Below are 21,076 nucleotides of genomic sequence, written 5' to 3' on the forward strand. Positions count from 1 at the left end.
AGTATTAAGGGCGTAACCGAGTTACAGATAGACATTTTAAATTTAGAGGAAAAGTTAGTACCCCTCGATTAGAATATAATTATGGTAGCAGAGGGTATCTTCCATCCAAATTTGTCAAAAATTATATTACATAGAGTAGGTAAGATGAGCCATAAAATACTAAGTGAAATAGAAAAAAGTTTTGCTTTTGAAGCATTAAACTCTGCTAATGATGGAATAACGATTGTGGATATGAGCAAAAAGGAACAACCTTTAGTGTTCATTAATCCATCTTTTGAAAAATTAACTGGGTATAGGTCAGAAGAAATAATAGGAAAAAACTGTAGATTTCTTCAAGGTAACTTACCTCCACAGCCAGAAGCAAAATTAATTCGAGAAGCTCTTCAAGAAGGGAGAAATTGCAGGTTTATTTTAAAAAATATGAAAAAAAATGGCACCATATTTTGGAATGAACTTAGCTTAGCACCAATCAGGGGTACTAATGAAAATATTTCCTTTTATATTGGGATACAAAAAGATGTTACCCATGAATTAATGAATCATAAAATCCTTCTAAATGTGCTAGAAAAAAATAAACAGGATGCAATGCAAGAAGTTCTTTATGATTTTTCGGATAAAATAAGCCAGCCTCTAACTACTATTTCTATATACAGTAAAGCATGCTCTCTTGTTATGGAAGAGGAAAAAAATTATGAAGTTACTCACAAGATAGCAGGTTGCCTTGAAAAAATTGAGGCGCAAACGCTAGTAGCAAAAGAAATGATCCATACGATAAACAGTGATTTTAATGACTCAAAATTTTCTGTGGAAATATTAAATCTCAATGATTTAATTATTCAATTAATCAATATGATTAAATATTTATATCCTGCAAGCATTCAATTAAGGTTAGACTCTGAATTACCCGAAATAAAAATTAACCGAGAACATTTATTACAAATAATTCTAAATTTAATTCGTAATAGTATAGAGGCGTTCCAACGAAATCCAAAAATTGATGAGCAAATTACAATAAGTACCAAAAAACTATCTCATCACATAGAGTTAAAAATTACTGATAATGGGATTGGTAAACTACCTAAAGAATTACTTAATAATGACCTGCCTCCTTTTTTTACATCAAAAAATTGTCGCGTAGGTACAGGTCTGGGAATTTGCAAAAAATTAATTTGCTTATATGAAGGGAAAATTTTCTTTCAAGAAAATAACCCGGGGTTAGTTGTAACAATACACCTGCCAATCTAATGGGTAAAGGCATTTTTAAAATCCAACATTTTAGCGCCTTCAGCCTTACTTAAAGTTGGGGACAAAGCATTCGAAACAGGCAACTGGCCTTAATGTGTCATATTAAGCATAGTGTTTTAGGTTTAGCTATCTTTCACCTTTTGGTTTTTGTAATTAATCCAAGATTCGTCATTGGAAAAAATATACTGGCAGGCTTGTTGTATAAAGTAATCTTTATACTGGATACCAGCCCATTCACAATAGTCTTCAATTTCTTTAAATACAGAGGCTTTAATTCGGACGCGAAATTGAATTTTATTTTCATCTTTTTCTGGAGAGATTAGCATGTTATACCCCTGATCAGTTATAAATTAATACTCAAGCAACATCTTGTGCTTGAGTATATTCGATTAAAATTAAAAGCTCTACTTGTGTTCACTGCATATTAATTTAATAAACTCCTCGGTGTCATTGGTAATGCCTATATGAGCTCCTTCTTTTAGCTCAATAGTTAATTTGCCCGATTCTAAAGAGTGGAAAGATAGGCTCATAATAGTACCCTCAGGTAAAACTAAATTATTTACAATGCTCGTACCACTTTCTGAAATAAAGCTTAACAAATGATAATTTTCTTTCTCATCAGCCTTAACTTGACAAGTTAAGAGCCTATTTTCCAATGAGTCTCCATCAATCATTATTAGTTCGCTAGGTGGCAATGCAAAATTACGATCAGCGGTATTAACTGAAACGCTAATTGCAAATAAGAAAAGACCAAAAATGATGTAGGGATACGATGTTCTTGTTTTCATTAAAACACTCCTGTAGCTATTAATGGCGCACAATAATTTAATACGCCTACATATGATGCAACTTAATTGTGGAATTTATCGGATCCACTTTGTCAAAAATAATGTGACTAGTATTTTGTTAAAGTATTAAGAATAGAATACTTTTTATCTGAAATGCATTCCATAAATGTACTCCTTACTATGTTGACTTAGAGGTAGTATAAATCCATATGGGTAAAAATGTCAAAGTTATGGTGACAAATAATTAAATAAACATATAAATATTATTTGCCATTTACGTGTTTTATTGTTATCGTTTTATTGTCACCGAAATTTTGACGTACGTTATTATTTAGTAATAGTTGCCTTAGTATTTATTAAAAGGAGTAAGCACGTGAACAATAATAAATTTATTAAAAGCAAAATAATAAAAATGATTGATAATTTGTATAGGTTGTCAGGGAGAAGCGAGATCCCTGATGTTAAAAAAATTTGTTTAGAAACTAAAGTAGATCGCCAAACAGCAATGAAATATCTTTGCGCATGGAGGGATAAATGTTACATAAAAAAACAAAACGAAATAGAACATGATGATTCTTTATCGTTAAATGAGGTAAAAGATAATCTCAGTAAAATTATGGCCTTAATTGAATGCCTATCTAAAGAAGTAGCGTTATATAGTGATTTATTAAATAATACGCCTTTTACTTTCCCTCTAGGTAATCATATCTTAAATAATTTACAAGCAATTGAGGATCAAATTTTATTAGATTTCAATTATTTAGAAAGTAATAAAAATTTAATACAGAAAGAACTCAAAGATGCTTTAGAGGAAAATAATCGTCTTGCTCTGGCTTTACTTGAGTTAAAAAATAAAAGTGCTAAAGAGCTTCGAGAGTTACAAAAAGAGTTTGATGATAATAAGCGGGAGCTTTTAGCAGCAAATCAAAAAATTAAATCTTTAAAAAGAGATAAACGAAAAATTTCCTTTAAAAATATGATGGCTGAAATTTATTGATCTCACTTTATACTTTAAAAATTCTTGTAGGTCTGGCTCATTGCCAGGCCTATACCATTTATATTCCCAATGGTCTATTAAGAATGCAATATAAATGTTAATTTAATGCATCTTCTAAGCTAATAAACCGATACCCATGATTTTCAAACATCTGCAATAAATCATCTAAAAAATAACTGTTTAAAATATTTGCATGCAGCAGTAAAATTTGCTTTGTGGGAGCACATCGTTGACTCTTTTCTGCAAGACGAGTCTGTTGCCAAACAAAATCTAGATAGTGTTGGCGTAATGTATTGAATAACTTTGGATTTGCACGCACTTCATTTGTAAATTTCAAATTGAATAAAAAATCCCGGCTATCAATAGTTACCGGAGCCACACGATAATGTTTTTTTTCTAAATAATGAAGGACCTTTCGTTTCTTAACGAAGCTGCTTTCGGCAAGGTAAGGATAGCGGTAATATTTGCTTCCAGTCATAAATGGACTAAGAATTTTATCTGCTCGTTCTACATCGGCAATATACGCTGCAGCAGATACTTTGCGTAAATTCAAGTGCGAATAACTATGACTACCCAAAGTAAAACCAGCTTCTAAAAAGGCTTGAAGCTCTTTGGAGGTATCTTCATTAACTTTTTTACCAATGACAAAGCCTATGGCAGGAGCTTTATGTTGGGTTAATGCACGAGAAATTTTTTCAAATTGAGCATATTCAATGGGTAAATCATCTAAAGTAATAGCAATTGTACGCTCTTTAGGAGTGCAAGGTGAGTTGGGTATTGTAGCATAAGTAATTATAGAGAGAATGATTAAAGAAAGAGCTAAAATAAAATAATTTCTCCGCATAGAAATCCCAATTAATAAGAGGCTCGTCCTTGTCTAATTTTCCATGATGCCATTTTAACACCACTATTATCTGAATAGTAGCGGTATGGGCTAAGTCAAGAGGGAATTGGGTTTACGAGTGTTGCATCTTCATGAAAAGAATGCTATCAAATTAGACTGGCTTAAAATTAGTCTATTTTTTATGTGTATTTTTTAATGAATGTCTCAAGGAGCGAGCATCATGGGTAGAGAAAAAAAACAGTACACATCATACCAAGCAATGCCGAGTAGATCGCGTTTTTGGCTGTATTCTGAGGCTTGTTATACTGATGATGAGCTTAATTTAAGGACATGGGTGTTAAATATCCGTGCCAACTCGGGGATCCATCCAGATTACCTTACTAATTCAGGATCCTGGTTTGCTGAGGATGAGCAGGCATTGGTTAATGCCTATGATAACTCTTGGTTTTTCTCCAGGGTTTATAAAACACGCCAGGTTCTGAGAATGGGGGATTTTTTAGTAAAACCTGTAGATTCGCAGCGTTTGCAGTGGCCCCAATTGTATGAATTGATGCAAAGAACAGGAGATTATTTAAGGTTACGCAATAAAGATCTGCGGGTAGAGCATTTAAACCAGCCAATGAATTTTATCTTATTGGATATTAATAATATTCTGAAAGGAATAAGCCAGAACCCGAATATTGCGCAAACTAAGAAGGAATTAGAGCTCTTGCATCATTATATTCATACTATTGAAGCTAATACTTCTCCTTTAATTGGTTCCGATAGGTTATTTTTAGCAAATTTGCGGGCGGCAATTAATAATGAGGTAAAACCTTATTTAACGCATCTCGCGGAGTCTCAATTATTAAAAGATCGTTTAGTAGAATTAGCTAAGACCACCCAACAACTTTATACAGAGTGTAATCGAGGAGCACATTTTGCCTTTAATCCCAATGCAATTAATCCCCACCCACGGGATTTGCTCAGTGGGCAGCCAGAGGATTTAAAAGCTTATCCCACCTTGGCGGCTAAAGAATGTGCTAAAAAGGAAACGCAAGCGCTTGCAACCTCAATTTCAACTTTAAAGTTGTCGTCTGAGGGGTTGCGCAACTGTGCCCATTTCAGTCTCATCAATATGGAAGATGAGGTATTGCAGCTTTATGCTAAGGCCGTGGTTGATTTAAATGAGCTGGCGCGATTTCAGAAAATCATTGAAGAAACTATTGGATTATTAGGACAGGCTGGGGAGGTTTATACCGTTTATCAATTTAAAGAACAGTTAACCTTATTGCTCACACAGCTTGATCATTTCGTTGAGTTCTCTGCACAAACAATGGATGATTTATTATTAGAAAATACGCAAGCCTACCATAAAGCGATTCAGGATGAACAAAAATTATCTTTTTTCCAACGATGGTTTACTTCAGAGCAAGAAAAATTAGATACCTTTATTAAAAATCAGGATATATTGTCTCAATACCCATCTACAGCATCGGAGCTTGCGCAGACCAGGCAGGAGTTGAAAAAAAATATCGCGCAGATACTAGAGCATTTAAATAAATCGGCAACTCCAGAAACAAATTTTGTTGCGATTGCCGAGCAAGCTCAAGAATTGAATCGTTTGATGGGTTCAATGCATGATTGGGTTTCGGTGCAATATGAGGCGAAGGGATTAACTCCTCCTCAAAAGCCTGAGCAGTTACGCATTTTACCGAAAGTGCAAACACCACCTTTGGTGGAATGCGTTCCATCTACAGTGGAGGAAATTATATCTACTTCCAATACTACCGCTAATTTCTCTCAAGAGCGTATGATTACCCCGAATACGGCATCTGCTATTTGTCCTCCCGATCGACCCGAATGTTCCCGGATATCTGTTTCCCAAACGAGTACACAAAACTCGCTTTATTTAATTGGATTAGTCACATTGATTCCTATAGGACTAATTCTCCTCTATCTTCTTTTGAAATCGCGGGAAACACCAGAACCCATTATTTATGGAAGTAAGGAAGAGTTTGGCGAGGTTTTGGTTAAGCTAGAAGATTTAATTGCGCAGATAAAGGGGGCGCATGAGTATGATGAAGACAGATATGATCAACTTGATTTTGAGGATTTTATTAGCAGATATGAACGCTTATGTAGAAAAGCGCATTCAAAATGCTATGAAGTGGAAAATTTAAAAGATCTTTATGATGATATGAATGCTTATTATGGGGAATTTTTGCAACAAAAAATGTACCTACAGTAAATTACTAGGGGTAGCCTGGTGGCAAGTAACTAGGCTACGCTAATATAAGTATATTTTTAGAGATTGGGTTGATATTGATACATGATGGCTGTAAAAAAAACAAAAAGAACCTTACTTTGGTCCCGGATAACAGACCCCATTTTAAGCTGCATTTTTTTTCTCGCAAACTCACGCTAAATTACTGGTAAAAATAACAATATTGGTACTAAACTTATTTTATATGCTCGTAGTCCTAAAAATGCAGTTGGGCAGATAGCTAGAAATCGCTTAAGCCTTTTTTCTAGGATAAGAATAATTAAGCAACTTGGTATTTAAGCATAAATCTTGCATAGAATAATAAAAGTTAGTGAGAAGGGGGCGGCATATGAAAAAAATAATGTTAATTGCATTGATGATGCTTATGGGTGCCGTAGCAAATGCAGGGTTTTACGGTACAGGATTATGTGGCTACCCGCAATATAATTGCATCACAATAGTGGCAGGTCAAAATTGGGAAAATCTATTCCCAGATCCTAAACAGCGTGATGTAGTGCAGCGCATCAATCGAACTTATAACCCTTTATGGGCAGGTAAAGTCATTGCCGTACCTAAAAACTTAGCCTACCTTAGTATGTTGGATGTGGCACCATTTCCTCTCAAAATACCCGGCGAAAATCAAAAAGAGATTATTGTTGACCAAGATAAACTCGCATGGGGTGCTTATGATGCTCAGGGGAATCTTGTGAGATGGGGACCTATATCTTCTGGAAGAGATAAGTGTTCTGACTCAAACCGCTCCTGCAGAACTTTGACCGGAATTTTTCGAGTCTTCAGTAAGGAAAATGAAAAATGCACCTCTGATGTATTCCCTATCGGTAAAGGAGGAGCCAAAATGCCTTACTGTATGTATTTCCATAAGGGTTTTGCATTACATGGTTCTGATGATATTCCTGGAGTGCGAGCCAGTCATGGCTGTGTGCGCATGTTTGTTGAAGATGCTAAATGGTTGAATCATGATTTTGTCGAATTATCCAGTGAACGTAATAATTTCATGGGTACGGTTGTGATTGTGCGTCCAATAAATGACAGTGAGAAAATATGATGAATACTCTAAAAAAATTCACCTCAATTTCTTTGATGCTTTTTGTTGGACTATTATCGACTGAACTTGAGGCTGCGAAAGCTAAGAAAATAGACCCAGCAGAAGCTCAGCAAAAAGCAGCAAAGGAAGAGGCTCGATTTCCTATAGGGTGTACTCCAGTGGGTTATCAACAACGTCTTAAAGTACTCTCTCTTTTCCCTGGAAAAGAAGGAGCCTTACAATCTTTATATTTCTTCTACAATAAATTACCGCAGACCGTAAGCTTATATCAAATGCGTGATGAAGACAGTGAATATTCTACTCGTTTCAACCATAGTATTGGTCCTAATCAATGGGCGGCTTTAGCTACAGGTGAGCCTTTGGTCAAGTTCATTTGTACTTTAGGGGATGGCAAAAAGTCCTACGGTAAAATAATTGATTGTGCGGATACGATTAAAGTCTGCGAATATGTACACGTAAAATTTGGTTTAAATAATAAAGGCAACTTCTGGGTTTCTGATGGTAACTCAAGAAATGGGGCCGTTAATGATGTAGTACATTATGGCATTATACCAGGGGTATAAATCTCAATTCAGCAACGGGATTTGTCAGTGAATTAAGATTGAATTGCCATGTAAAGAGGGAGAATCTTCATGAAATCGCTAGTGCCTTGGGTATGTTTGCTCGCAGCAACCGCCAGCCAGCAGGTTGTTGCCGATGATTTCAGCGCTTATCGCCTGGGAAATTATAATAAGGCGATTGAGCCATTAATGAATCAAACCGGGAAAAATGCGGTTGCTGATTATTATTTAGGGCGCATTTATCTTTACGGATATGGCCAACTAAAAAATACCCAGTTAGCAATGCGCTATTTTACGCAATCCGCACGTAAAGGCTATTTGCCTGCGATCATGCTTGTTGCGAAATATACTCTATTGCACGATAAGGACCCAGAAAAGGCGGTAACCTGGTTTAAACAAGCTGCTTCGGCTGGAAACGTGGATGCACAAATGTTTGTGGCTGCGGCCTATCTTTATGGCATCGGTGTGAAGAAAAATTACGATACGGCAACTAAATTTTATATTGATGCAGCAAAAAATGGTAACTCCGTTGCGCAATATACTTTAGCCGAAAATTTTATCAATAGCCGCAATTCTTCGAACAATAAGTTAGGACTTATTTGGTTAAATAAAGCGGTAGCCAACGGCAATCCACAAGCACTAACTAAATTAGGCAGTCTATACCTTTCCGGCAAATTGGTTGATAAGGATGTTGAAAAAGGTACCGAATTATTAAATAAGGCTGCTGCCCAAGGTTTTGCTCCAGCAATGGTTAAATTAGGTGAGGCTGCGCTGGCGCAAAATCAAAAAGATCAAGCGCTAAAATGGTTTGAAAAAGCAGGAAATTACCAAAATAATGAAGCTTATCTTGAGTTGGCCGAAGTTTATTCGGATGAAAAGAGCCCAATACATGATCCTAAAACAGCATTTTTGTGGACATTAAAGGCTGCACAAAATAATTCTACAGAGGCAAAACGCCAATTAGCTGAGTTTTATAAAAAAGGCCTTGGCGTTGAAGCAGACTTGGACATGGCCAAGCAATGGCAAGATCAGGCCAACCAAGATGAAAAAGTAAATAGCCAAGACAAGGCTTTAGCCGCTGCGGCTCTGTGGTTAAGTAATGGTACTACGGATAAACTGGCGCAAACGGCTTATCAAATGAATGGTATTTTAAGTGCTTGGAGTAATCCGGCAGTTTTAGGCGATTATGCATATAACCAAGCGCCTAAATTAAAAACAATTTCTCGACATCATATCTTTAAGCCTCAATTTGAATTGGTGCAGCCTAATGAAGTACCAATTACCAGTTATTATGATGCCCTGTTAAGTCGTGAGGCGAGTGCTCAATCCAACCAATGGATGTATCCTATTTATCCATTGAATAACCAAGTAGCAGATGTAGAAAGGGCCAATAGCCTTATTGTTGCCCATCCTGATTTGCCTGCTCCTTATCTTGATGCTCAATATCCTGATATTGCTCAAAATCCAAGCATTATGGATTTATGGACAGAGGGCTGGCAAAAGCAAGTTAATATGATGTCGGCTTTTTATCAGTTATATAACCGAGCGATATTGGGCGATGCACAAACGCAATTTGAAATAGGACAAATGTTTCAATATGGAATAGGAGTTGCTCAAAACGATTCTGCGGCAATTGCGTTCTACCAAAATGCGGTGCAACAACAACATTTAGGTGCAGAATATAATCTAGGTATGTTGTATTTACAGCACGCGAAGACGAAAGAGGATTATCAGCAAGCTTTAGAAGATTTAACTGATGCAGCATTTAAAGGAAATAAAAATTCTCAATACGTACTGTCTAGAATTCTGGAAAAAGGAATAACTGGGCCTGAGGGAACGGTATACATCAAAGCGGATCCTGAACAAGCTAATTCGATGTTGTATTTGGCTGCAGCGAATAATTATGGATTAGCAGAATATGATTTAGCTGATCGTTTAGCACGTCAGTATGATAGCAATTTAAGTGTGGATGCGAAAAAGCAAAAAATTGCATTAATACGTGAATTATATCAAGGAGCTGCGGACAGAGGTATTTCCAATGCCTTATTGCCCTTGGCATTTTATAATGCCATGGACAGCAATGTGAAACTGCAGGCTAAAGCCTTTGCTGTTGCTAAAGAACAAGCTGAGGCCGGGAATGAAAAAGCCGCCTTGCTCCTAGGAATTCTTTATGATCGTGGAATAGGGGTTAGTGCTGATTCTGCCAAAGCAATTCACTGGTATCAACAAGCAGGACAAAATGCAGTAAGCCAATTTATTTTAGGTACTTATACTGCTGAGGGCAAAGGTGTTGAAAAAAATAATGAGCAAGGAATGGTGCAATTGCAGCAAGCAGTAAAAGATAAGTTTTCTTATGCTGACTTTAATATGGCCGTACTGTTGCAACAAGCAAAACGAGACTTCTTACCCGATCTAATTCACTCTTATGAATTAGGCAATGGTCATGCGGGAATTGTTTTAGCTGATTATTATCTGGCTGAAAATACCGATGTAGAAAAAATGAAACAAGCTAGAGCGATTTATGAAGGCTTGGCTCAGAAAGGAGATAAAGACGCCCAATTAAAATTAGCCTATATGGATGAGAAGGGTTTGAGTGGGGCACCGAATATGGCTGATGCGCAACGCTGGTACACCGCTTCGGCAGTACAGGGAGAGCCACAGGCTGAATATTTACTAGGCCAATTCTATCAATTGGGTAATAGTGGTGAGCCTGATTATAATGCAGCAAAAGAGTGGTACAAAAAAGCAGCAGCGACCTTACCTGAAGCCTATGTTGCCTTAGGCTTTATTAATGAGACTGTGGATGATGATTACCCAAAAGCGCTCAAAGCTTATGAACAAGCCGCAGCTAAAGGCAATGCTCTAGGTATCTATAATTTAGGCCTGATGTATTTGTATGGTAAAGGTACGCCAGTGGATTACGCAAAAGCTAAAGAGTTATTTGTCAAAGCAGCAAATGATAAAGTTCATGATGCAATGAATCAATTAGGTAGCATATACTTCATGGGGCTTGGTCAACCTCGGGATGAACAACAAGCTTTAGCTTGGTACAAAAAAGCTGCCGATTTAGGAAATGCAAATGCACTTTATGAGTTAGGCTTACTTTCAGAAACTGGAGTAACTTCGAAAATAGATTTTGCCGAAGCGCTTAAATACTATCAGGCAGCCGCCGCTAAGGGTAATGAAAAGGCTATGTTGGCTCTAGCCAGAATGTACCATTATGGATTAGGTGTCGATAAAGATCCAAAAATGGCAGCCAGTTTCTACCAAAAATTGGCAGCACGGCAAAATGCATATGCTCAATATCAGCTTGGTACTTATTATCTAGAGGGTACAGCAGGTGAGTTATCTCCTGCAAAAGGAAAGCTGTTACTGCAACAAGCCAGTGATAATGGCAGCATACAAGCACGTAAAGTGCTACAGCGCATGGAAGCAAAAACGCAAGCTCGAGTCAGTTTCGTTGAGCCGGTAAGTATGGAGCGTGCGCCTATTGTTGCTGGAGAGGCTGCGAACAGATTGTATTTTGACGCCTTAAATGAGTGGAATCGAGGTGATGAGCTCTTGTCACGAATGCTCCTACAACACATCGTGACAAAATATCCTGACTTCGAACCTGCGCGTCGCGCATATGAGCAAGTAAATCAAGCTAGAATGGCTAATTCTTATAGTTAATCAAACTTACTATAAATGGCTTATGTAGTTGGGCCCTCGTGCTAACGTCATCCCAGATGCTTGGGATGACGTAATTCAATGATTTGTCACTGGTCTAGGAATGGCATTATTGACTAGTTTATAAAAATCCTTGTGTATTAATTTAAAACAGGTAATAATAAAGGCAAATATTGTATATTTTTTGGACTATTTAAATGGGTTTTTGGCCAACTAAAGAGAACGAAGGGGAATTTTTTACTTCATCTCCTAACTTTGATTTATTGATAAATAACAATGAATTATCCTATCGCAGTCTTGCTTCTTTAATTCAAGATCTTAATAACGCCAGTATTAAATTTTCTGCTCAAGAGTTGGAAAAGAGCAATTTTTTTCCTTGGCTAACATTTGCTCTAGGCTGTGCAGTTAAACTGGCTGGCATGGATCACAAGACAAAGTTAGATACAAATCCTATTATGCTAATTACTAGTCTTGTTCAAAGCATTTTAAATAATGATCCTGATATTATGCATGCTATGTTTAATCAGCAAATAAATGAAGGTCATTTTAAAGGGCAAAATTTTGCGTATTTTTGGATGGATAATTTTTGTTCTCTTGTTTATAGTTCAAATGATGATTTAAGCTCATTAGAGGCTCTTAACCTGATGTTTCAGAAATTAGTAAATGTCTTGGGTTCAAGGTTTTGCTCTTTGCTGATACAAAATAATGAAGAAGGCAACCAAAAAGGAAAGAATGCCCTTTTGGCTTTGCTACGTAGCTATCAGAAGTCGGCTAGCGAGATGAGTAATAAGTTGGAAACACAGCTTATTGCGGAGCTATTTCATTGTTGTATGCAAAAAGATTGGAGCCTTATGGGGGCAGCATTAACTCAAGAAATTACTGAGAGCTTATTTCGCGGTAAGAGTTGTCTCTATTTATTAAGTTGTATTTTGCTTCAAGCTACTAAATTTGAAAATAAAGCATCAATTACAATAATTCAGGATGTAATGTTACATGCCCTAAAAGAGCATCCCAAACAATTTGCCGATTCTTTTTATAAGCGCCATGCACAAGGGCTGTATCCGGGATTATCCTCATTCCATCTTATTTTATTAAGTTTGGTTGAAGCTGCTTATAAAAACAATGACAGCGAAGTTATAGCCCAGTTGATGGCGATATTTAACGAGCTGCTAAAGCATGATAACAAAGTGGATGTGGTGATTTCTGAATTGCTCCAAACAATTAAGGCTGGAGAATATCAGGAGCTTAATGGCCTGGTATTTTTATGTAGAGCATTAGTTGCAGCGATGGCGCATCATATTGATGTCACTCCTATGATGAATTTTATTCTGGATGTAATTAAGGTGGCTCCAGCTGATTTATTAGCGACAGCAGTATTTCAATCAGCACCAGCACATGCAGTACCAGAGTATACCCATTCCCCAATAAATCAAATGATAAATTTAGTGCAAGATAAAAACAAACCAGTACAGCAACAGAATGCCCAAGCGATTATTGATGCCCTAGTTTACTCTCAAGCTGGATCTCAAATTCGTACTTTATTATCACCTGATGCCCGATTTTTTTTTGTAAGTGGAGTTGATCCAAAATCCCAAAATGATTTATTTGAGGAACCTTCTGTTTCTACGGTAGCCAAAATGGCCGGCTCTTCATCGAGTACAGGTTCTTCCGTTTCGAGTAAAATAAGGCTATTTGCCTCGAGGAAAGAGGACAAAGAGGTTATTTTTAAGGACTTCCCTAAGCCGATGTAGGCTTAGGGAGAACGCTATATGTGCTCAATTAATAATCTACTTGCCTATTAGTTAGTTTACTACCATAATTGACAATAATAATAAATTACTTCTTTGATAGGCACTTAGATGACTACTCTGCAAAAAAATTTTTTTTCTCAACCAATAACTCGCTTTGTAGGTGAGCGCACTGCCGATTTGCAAGGGCCTGAGTTATTATCATTTATAGAGCAGCTTCATGACTATATGCAACGAAATTCTTTAGAGACAATACAAAATAATAACTTTTTTTATTGGCTTACTTATGCTCTTTATTGTTCTGTAAAGTCAACCGATACCGCCGCGATTACAATTATTTCGGCGATAACAATAAAAATTTTAGATCAAGATCCAAAAGCCTTAGAGCGAATGTTCCAAAATTCAGTCAGTGAAGGTGTATTTAAAGAACAAAGCTTCTTTTATGTATGGATGAACAATTATTATTCTTTAAGCTATAGCGATACAAAAGATTTTAACGCATTACTTGCCTTTGATCTTGTCTTTAAAAAACTTTTGGAAGCCCCCGATTTTAATTTTTGCGCGATGTTGGTAAAAGAAAATGAGGGCAATGGGCCTGAAGGAGGCAAAAATGCCCTTTTAGCTTTGCTTCGCGCATTACTTCAGTCGGTAACGCTGGTAAACAACCGGGCAGAAACTGCTCTAATTGCTGAACTGTTCCAAAAGTGCATGCGCGCAGAGCCTGAGGTTATGGGAGCGGCTCTGACACAAGAGTTTACGCGCAGCTTATTCAAAGGTAAGAGCAACCTGTATGTATTGTTTTGCGCATTACTGAAGGCAGGTGCTCATGATCCAAGTTTGGTGATGACAATTCAAGAAGTATTATTACAGACCCTGCACACCAATCCCCAATCATTTTTTCATGAATTATGTAAAATAAATGCATTAGGCCCCTATAAGGGCATCTCTTTATTACATATGCACCTATTAACCCTTGTTGAGTCTGCTTATATTAAAGATAATTCTGCCACCTTGGCTCAGTTAATGGCGATTTTTTCTCGATTAGACTCTGACTTGATAAAAGAAAAGCATAAACTGGTTAATTTACTATTGGAACCAATTAAAACTGGAGAATATAACGGACTAAATGGTATGATGTTTCTAACCAGAGCATTAATTGCCGGTGTTGCTCATAACCTTGACGTGGAGCCTATTGAGAAACAAATTGCACACTTAATTAGAATTGCTCCCGCAGCGCAATTAATATCTGCTTTGAGTCTGAGTGATCCCCAAAACCGAGTCCCGGAATATACCATCTCTTCTTTAATGCAGTTAATAAAACAAGTAGATCACTCTCAAAGTTCGGCGTTACCTCCATATCTTACAAACATTTTTAATAGTATTTCTCCCGTGCTAATCGCCCAATTAAGTGCAACACTCCCTCGAACCTTTATTGATAAATTTAATGGGATTTATGCGCAGATTAGTAATGCGAATCCTGCTGAAAAAGGAAAAGAAAAAGAAGAACATAATAACGATAACTTGGAGGATGTGGGTACCGGTATAATACAGCGCTCAGAACCAACATTTTTTAGTAAGAAAAAGATCAATAAAGCTGATGAAATAAGCTTAAAAGATTCAACATCACCGAAAAGGCTACTGTAAGGAATGGCACCCGCTATGGTTTAAATTAATACATAGTGATTTAAAAAAAGCTTGAACTGTTAGTACTAATCAATTAGAATAATATAAATACAAGATGAATTTAACTTGACTATATTGGTGATCGTTATGACAGCGCCTTTTTTTATCATCCTAAAGAAAAAACATGTAGTTCCTCTTAAGCATTCATTTATATCGGAGGAAGCACAAGAATTACAACTTCTTGTGGCCACGGGTCAAAGACAAGAATATAGAAAAAAAGTAGATGAATATGCAGAAATAGGAAAAACTTTTCGGCTCACGAAAGGCCATGTATATGAGACTACTTATGAAGATATCGAGAAGGGTCTGTTTAAGCAAACGACAGAAATTAGTGTCGCCTTACAAGTTAAAGGTCATAGTTTAACGTGGTATTTCTGGGCTGATGCAGAGTACATGGACCAATATCCTCAATCCTTTCGCGATCAACTTTATAACGCAGCAGCATTAGCCCACCAGAAGGTCGCTAATGGTTGTGATATGTATTACCGGGGAAGTAATGCGGTCCATATAAAATTAATGCACCATCTCGAAAGCGAATCTAATCGAAATCATAATCATTATCGTTTGAGAGATAATAAACCTTACACGCCAGAAGATTTTAATCAGCACCTGCGGGCACTGCAAGAGAGCTCAGTGCACTCGATTTTTTTTGAGGATGGCGAGATTGATCAGTTGTGCGAAAAGTTTGCTAAATATCATGCCGAATGGACTAAAAAAGAAACTGAAGAATCAATGTCCCAAGAAGAGCTTTATTTCCGTGACTCTTCGCAACAATTAGATGTGATTGATCTTTTGGAGTTAGGGCTGTTTGGCGGTATGCAAGAGCCTTGTCGTTTACAACCTGATGAACTTAAAGTGGATTTTGACAAAGCTAGGGAAGAGATTCAATCAATTGTGAGCGAGGATGTGGAAGATGAACAAGGGCGTTCGGCGCGGATAGCAAAACTATTGAAGGAAGTGGAAGCCCAATACGAAGAAATTCTCAAGCACCGAAAAGATTATGGAAGCCGTGGGCTGCATTCGGGAATTGCTTCTTCACGCCAAGTTAAAGGCTCAACAAATGAAGTTGTTAAAGCCAACATGGGTATGGATGACGCTGAGGGTCGTAAAGAACATGTTCAAATTCCTAAATGGGCAGTAAAAGCACTTGATGATTATCATAAGGGAATGGATGGCTTAATTACACAGGCTCTTAAACGTTTACCTGACGAAAAGGATAAAGTGATTGTACTGAAAGCTCTTAGTGTTTTGACTCAGATAGAGAAGCAGCCAGAATCTGTAGATGAGGCAATTGAGCAAATTAAATCAGTTAGTGGTATTGATTTGTTGGCCGTTTCAACCAATGTTAACGCTAGTGAAGTAAAAACTTCGTTTTTCAATCCATCATTGGAGCAAGGCGGGAATGATGTAACAACTGTGCCACAATCAAACACGGGTAAAACTTATAATGTTTAAAGTATTGGCCTAAAATATATTGAGGAATTAAAAATGAGTAATATTGGCGGAAGACTTTTCACCCCTCCTAATGCGAAAAAAACTGCGAAAAGAATAGTTCAGTTTTTTAAAGCTGCACCCCAAATTAGCCAGGTAAATGAATATAATCAAGCGCTAGCGGATCTTCGCGAAAATTTAATTAATGCGAAAACACCAGAGGATCTTGTTACTACCACCTATCAAATGATTGATTTGCAAAAGAAAGTTAGAACTTATCTTGCTAATAAAAAAGCTGAATTACAAATTAATATAAGCGCAGAAGTAGAAAATGAGATATTACAGCTTTTAGAGCGCCAAGAGAATGCGAACATTAAGATTCTCTTTACCTATACAGATATGGCAGCAAAAAGTATTAGTGAAACTGCAGAAAAAATAGCTATAGATGAAATGTATTCTTCGTTAAATGACGATAAGCAAATTGGGGCTAAGCAGTTCATTGACTCTCTTAAGGCGCTTCAAGGTGTTGCTTCGCAGATGATGATAAAGTATGAAGAGTTTGCTGAACGTCTGAGAGAGGCTAAGGATACAGATGAGATAGACTTAATCGAGGAGCGTATTGATAAACTACAACGTTTTCTTACAGATGAGTTTCGTAACCTGGTTTCTATCCCTAATGATCAAGAAACACGACAGGCAGCAATAACGGTAGTATATAAAAATCCGAGTTTGTACAATGTTCTAATGGCTTTTCGCCCTCAAGAGGTTTTAGCCAATAATCTATTAAGAGCACGAGCAGAGGCTTATTCAGGTGCTCCACTCTCACCTTCACCTTAAGGTTGGGCTTAAAATATCAAACAATTGAACCGGTAAAAACCGGTTCAATTGTTTTGGTAAAGAGAAAAACAGTGACATCCTCTATAATCTCCACTGCCTAATGGCCATGTATCTGACAAGAAGATAATGATAAGTAAATTTTTTCATAAGAGAAAAAATAGAAAAACATAGCCCGTATTAAGCCTTTTACTTAAACACAGACTACGTTTTGGGGAAGTGTTATACCAAGCAGCGAATTAAGCAGCCATAGCCTTAACACGAGCAGCCAAACGGCTTTTAATGCGAGCAGCTTTATTCTTATGAATTAAGCCTTTGCATGCTGCTTTATCAATAATTGGTTGCGCTTTAGCGTAAGCAGCAGTTGCCTCTTCTTTATTACCTGCTTCAACCGCTTTTAGCACATTTTTAATATAAGTACGAAACATAGAACGTGCACTGGCATTGTGTTTACGCAGTTTCACGTTTTGGCGAGCACGCTTGATCGCTGATTTAATATTTGCCACTTAAAAATCTCCACTCATTCAGATGGTACAAAAGATGATGATCTTGCCCAATGGACTAGAATTTGTCAATAGAATTCTGTATATATCTGTCAATACCTAACATTAAAATTATGTATGTTTGTCATTTAGGTATATTATAAGGGATTCACCTTATAATCGATAGAAATATGTCTGCTACGAAAACCGATATTATGATTCCTAAACGGCAAAGTTTGTTGCGTTCAACCACCTTAGTCTCATTAATGACGTTCATTTCACGTATGATGGGATTTGCTCGTGATATGGTATTGGCTAATTTTTTTGGTGCACAGGCTGGAATGGATGCGTTTTTTGTCGCTTTTCGTATACCCAATTTTATGCGCCGCCTTTTTGCCGAAGGCGCCTTTGCACAAGCCTTTGTTCCCGTGCTCGCCGAATACCAAAAAACACGTTCGCCTGATGATGTACGGGTTTTTATTGCACGGATTGCAGGTTATTTAGGTTCGATTCTTACAGTAGTTACGGTCATAGGCATGTTTGCTGCACCTATTATTGTTTTCTTATTTGCGCCAGGTTTTAGTCACGATGGTGGACGTGCGCAATTGACTACAGAAATGCTGCGCATTACCTTTCCTTTCTTAATGTTAGTTTCCCTTACGGCAATGTCTGGAGCAGTGCTCAACACCTATGGTTATTTTGCTGTGCCGGCGATTACTCCAGTCTTGCTCAACATTAGCATGATTTTAGCCGCCTTTTATCTATGCCCTTATTTACCTCAACCGGTAGTTGGCTTGGCTTGGGGGGTTTTAATTGCCGGAATAATCCAATTATTATTTCAATTACCCTTTTTATACCGGCGAAATCTTTTGGTTCGCCCACGCGTAGTTCGGAATGACCCAGGCGTTAATCGCGTACTTAAATTAATGGTCCCAGCATTATTTGGTGTTTCCATCGCCCAGTTAAATTTAATGGTCGACAGTGTTTTCGCCTCATTCTTAAAGGTAGGTAGCGTATCCTGGCTTTATTATACCGACCGCTTAACTGACTTTCCTTTGGGTGTATTTGGAGTGGCCATCGCAACGGTAATTTTGCCCCATCTTTCCAGACGTCATGCGGAACAAAGCACTACTCATTATTCGCAAGCTTTAGATTGGGGATTACGTTCCATTTTACTGATTGGCATACCTGCCGGTTTAGGTTTGTGCTTATTTTCTATGCCTTTGATTGTAAGTTGTTTTGCTTATGGAAAATTTGTCGCAAACGATGTTATTCAAACCCAAAAGAGTTTGATCACTTTAGCATCCGGGGTGCCTGCCTTTATGATGATCAAAGTATTAGCCTCTGGTTTTTATGCGCGTCAGGATATTAGCACTCCTGTGAAAGTGGGGGCATTGGCAATGGGGGTAAATACCTTATTATGCGCCTTATTTGTTTGGCATTTCGCTCATGCGGGATTAACCTTAGCCTCAGCCCTGGCTGGTTATGTGAATTGCGGGGTGCTTCTCTTTTTATTAATTAAACGCAAAGTATACCTACCTTCACCAGGTTGGTTAAAATATAGTATACAATTAATATGTGCTAATGCGGCGATTAGCATTTACTTAATCCTAATGGGTGGAACCCTTAATTATTGGTTGAATCTTGAGCCAGTAGCTCGTCTAGGCTTATTAGGAGCCCATGTCCTGGCTGTGGTGGTGATTTATTTGTTTGTTTTAGGTTTAACTGGACTTAGGCCTAATCATTTTCGTGGGCAGATGAAGGAATAAATATGCAAGCAAAATTATTTTATGAGACTCGTTCAGATCGAGCAATTCCCCTTTATTTTATATCTCAAACTCAATGGGAAGAGGGCATTAACTCCTTAACGTCTGTTGAGCGTAACTCTTTTGCATTAAGAGAATTTAAAGGCAAGATAGGTGATTATTGCTTGATCAATAATGCCGATGGCTTGATTGATCGAGTTTACATAGGAATGGGGCTTGGTAGCCAAGAGCTAGCTCTGGCCAATGCTGCGATTCAATTGCCTGCAAATACTTATCAGGTGCAAGGGAATGTTACTCAGGAAGCGGTTCTTTATTGGTCATTGGCACAATATCGATATGAAGAGTATAAGAAAAGCACGGCATCGCCACGCCGTTTAATTGTTCCTGCTGACGAATTTTCTAATATAAATGCCTTGGCACAGGCTCATTTTTTAGTACGTGATTTAATTAATAAGCCAACCAGCGATTTGGGGCCTCAGCAATTAGCGATGGTGGTCCAAGGATTGGCTGATACTTATAGTGCACGATTTACACAATGGGTTGGCGATGAATTAATACAAGACAATTTTCCTGCGATTCATGCAGTTGGCCGTGCTGCTACCTCAGCCTCTGCGCCTCGATTGTTGTCCTTAGTCTGGGGAAATGAAAAGCATCCGAAAATTACTCTGATTGGTAAGGGAGTTTGCTTTGATAGCGGCGGTTTAGACATAAAATCAGCTTCTGGTATGCGGTTAATGAAAAAGGACATGGGAGGTGCTGCTCATGCTATTGGTTTAGCTCAATGGATAATGGAGCGGGACTTACCGATTCGCCTACACTTATTAGTTCCTGCGGTAGAAAATGCCATCGGTCCGGATGCATTTAGACCAGGCGATGTATTGACAATGCGCAATGGTTTAACGGTTGAGATCCATAATACTGATGCTGAAGGCCGTTTGATTCTCGCCGATGCTTTAGCTAAAGCCAGTGAAGAGCAACCTGATTTAATCGTTGATTTCGCAACTTTAACAGGCGCTGCTCGTGTGTCTGTTGGTACGGAAATTTCCGCCATGTTTACTAATAATGATCAATTAGCTGCCGCTCTTCAACAAGCAGCACAAAAAACTGTCGATCCTGTTTGGCGCTTACCACTATTTGCGGCCTATGAAGAAATTCTGCGTTCAAGTGTTGCAGACATTGCGAATGCAAGTGATAGTCCTTACGCGGGAGCAATTACGGCAGGATTATTCTTACAGCGTTTTATCTCGAATAATACGCCTTGGGTTCATTTTGACATTATGGCGTGGAATTTAGGCTCTAAACCAGGTAGACCTGAAGGTGGAGAGGCTATGGGATTACGTGCCGTTGCTGAATATTTGTTACAGGCTTATGGTAAGTGATAACCAGTATTAAAAAGGAGTTTTACTATGTTAGTGACTTTTCATTCAGATGCATATGAAGATATTACTTATTTTGGTGATGTAGCGAAGCAGTTGCTGTCATTAATGGGACACAGTGGCACCGTACCTGGGGCAATTAAGTTTGAAGACCTACCCCAGGCACTGGAGCACTTGCAACAGGGCTTAGCAAATGGTTCTCAATCTTCAGCTCAAGAAGATGAGGATGGTGAGATGTTAATTGGTTTAGATAAACGCGCAATTCCCTTGCTCAATATGCTCCAAGCTTCGATTAGAGATGAGTGTAATATTTTATGGGATGCATAGTATAAAATTGGTACT

17 protein-coding genes are annotated in these 21,076 nt (G+C 37.8%); 13 read left to right on the forward strand and 4 right to left on the reverse strand.

Translation table 11 applies throughout. The annotated features are described in order from the left end of the window. Positions 1–81 precede the first annotated feature (81 nt). Positions 82–1,245, forward strand: a complete 1,164-nt coding sequence (locus BN3124_RS02255; RefSeq protein WP_230849044.1) for a PAS domain-containing protein — start codon at positions 82–84, stop codon at positions 1,243–1,245. A 122-nt stretch (positions 1,246–1,367) separates the two neighbouring features. Here BN3124_RS02255 and BN3124_RS02260 read toward each other — a convergent pair whose 3' ends face one another. After that, complete coding sequence (locus BN3124_RS02260; protein ID WP_058533235.1) at positions 1,368–1,571, reverse strand: hypothetical protein; 204 nt, start codon at positions 1,569–1,571, stop codon at positions 1,368–1,370. Positions 1,572–1,649: 78 nt separating this feature from the next. Beyond that, a complete protein-coding gene (locus BN3124_RS02265) occupies positions 1,650–2,033 on the reverse strand; it encodes a hypothetical protein (RefSeq protein ID WP_058533236.1) in 384 nt (127 codons plus the stop codon). Positions 2,034–2,406: 373 nt separating this feature from the next. On the opposite strand from BN3124_RS02265, the gene BN3124_RS02270 reads away from it, so the two are divergent. Beyond that, the gene (locus tag BN3124_RS02270) at positions 2,407–3,030 is read left to right on the forward strand and encodes a coiled-coil domain-containing protein (RefSeq protein ID WP_058533237.1); all 624 of its coding nucleotides are present in this window, start codon (positions 2,407–2,409) and stop codon (positions 3,028–3,030) included. A 97-nt stretch (positions 3,031–3,127) separates the two neighbouring features. On the opposite strand, the gene BN3124_RS02275 is transcribed toward BN3124_RS02270, so the two are convergent. Next, complete coding sequence (locus tag BN3124_RS02275) at positions 3,128–3,874, reverse strand: polysaccharide deacetylase family protein (protein ID WP_058533238.1); 747 nt, start codon at positions 3,872–3,874, stop codon at positions 3,128–3,130. Positions 3,875–4,094: 220 nt separating this feature from the next. Between BN3124_RS02275 and BN3124_RS02280 the strand changes: the two genes are divergently transcribed. The 8 genes from BN3124_RS02280 (at position 4,095) to BN3124_RS02315 (ending at position 17,113) form a co-directional block, all read left to right on the forward strand. Further along, on the forward strand, positions 4,095–6,104 hold the full coding sequence (locus BN3124_RS02280; protein ID WP_058533239.1) for a hypothetical protein: 2,010 nt from the start codon (positions 4,095–4,097) through the stop codon (positions 6,102–6,104). A 364-nt stretch (positions 6,105–6,468) separates the two neighbouring features. Next, the gene (locus BN3124_RS02285) at positions 6,469–7,185 is read left to right on the forward strand and encodes a L,D-transpeptidase (protein WP_058533240.1); all 717 of its coding nucleotides are present in this window, start codon (positions 6,469–6,471) and stop codon (positions 7,183–7,185) included. Then, positions 7,185–7,748: a hypothetical protein gene (locus BN3124_RS02290; protein ID WP_058533273.1), complete on the forward strand. Its 564-nt coding sequence runs from the start codon at positions 7,185–7,187 to the stop codon at positions 7,746–7,748. Before BN3124_RS02285 ends, BN3124_RS02290 begins: the two co-directional genes overlap by 1 nt. A gap of 69 nt (positions 7,749–7,817) precedes the next feature. After that, positions 7,818–11,417 (forward strand): tetratricopeptide repeat protein, encoded by a 3,600-nt coding sequence (locus BN3124_RS02295; protein ID WP_058533241.1) that lies wholly within the window; start codon positions 7,818–7,820, stop codon positions 11,415–11,417. A 194-nt stretch (positions 11,418–11,611) separates the two neighbouring features. Beyond that, a complete protein-coding gene (locus tag BN3124_RS02300) occupies positions 11,612–13,165 on the forward strand; it encodes a hypothetical protein (protein WP_058533242.1) in 1,554 nt (517 codons plus the stop codon). A gap of 108 nt (positions 13,166–13,273) precedes the next feature. After that, positions 13,274–14,806 (forward strand): hypothetical protein, encoded by a 1,533-nt coding sequence (locus BN3124_RS02305; RefSeq protein ID WP_058533243.1) that lies wholly within the window; start codon positions 13,274–13,276, stop codon positions 14,804–14,806. Between the two features lie 126 nt (positions 14,807–14,932). Then, positions 14,933–16,300 carry a hypothetical protein gene (locus BN3124_RS02310; RefSeq protein ID WP_058533244.1) on the forward strand — a complete coding sequence of 456 codons (1,368 nt, stop codon included), beginning with the start codon at positions 14,933–14,935 and terminating at the stop codon, positions 16,298–16,300. 33 nt (positions 16,301–16,333) lie between these two features. Beyond that, positions 16,334–17,113: a hypothetical protein gene (locus tag BN3124_RS02315; RefSeq protein WP_058533245.1), complete on the forward strand. Its 780-nt coding sequence runs from the start codon at positions 16,334–16,336 to the stop codon at positions 17,111–17,113. A 236-nt stretch (positions 17,114–17,349) separates the two neighbouring features. Here BN3124_RS02315 and rpsT read toward each other — a convergent pair whose 3' ends face one another. After that, a complete protein-coding gene (gene rpsT / locus BN3124_RS02320) occupies positions 17,350–17,616 on the reverse strand; it encodes a 30S ribosomal protein S20 (protein WP_058533246.1) in 267 nt (88 codons plus the stop codon). A gap of 167 nt (positions 17,617–17,783) precedes the next feature. Between rpsT and murJ the strand changes: the two genes are divergently transcribed. Genes murJ through BN3124_RS02335 form a run of 3 tightly spaced genes read left to right on the forward strand, consistent with a single transcriptional unit; the run spans position 17,784 to position 21,061 of the window. Next, positions 17,784–19,361: a murein biosynthesis integral membrane protein MurJ gene (gene murJ / locus BN3124_RS02325; protein ID WP_058533247.1), complete on the forward strand. Its 1,578-nt coding sequence runs from the start codon at positions 17,784–17,786 to the stop codon at positions 19,359–19,361. A gap of 2 nt (positions 19,362–19,363) precedes the next feature. Continuing rightward, positions 19,364–20,737, forward strand: a complete 1,374-nt coding sequence (locus BN3124_RS02330) for a leucyl aminopeptidase family protein (protein ID WP_058533248.1) — start codon at positions 19,364–19,366, stop codon at positions 20,735–20,737. A gap of 27 nt (positions 20,738–20,764) precedes the next feature. Then, a complete protein-coding gene (locus BN3124_RS02335) occupies positions 20,765–21,061 on the forward strand; it encodes a DUF1840 domain-containing protein (RefSeq protein WP_058533249.1) in 297 nt (98 codons plus the stop codon). Positions 21,062–21,076: the final 15 nt, after the last annotated feature.

The organism is Legionella saoudiensis (genome assembly GCF_001465875.1).
In the GTDB taxonomy this organism is placed as follows: domain Bacteria; phylum Pseudomonadota; class Gammaproteobacteria; order Legionellales; family Legionellaceae; genus Legionella; species Legionella saoudiensis.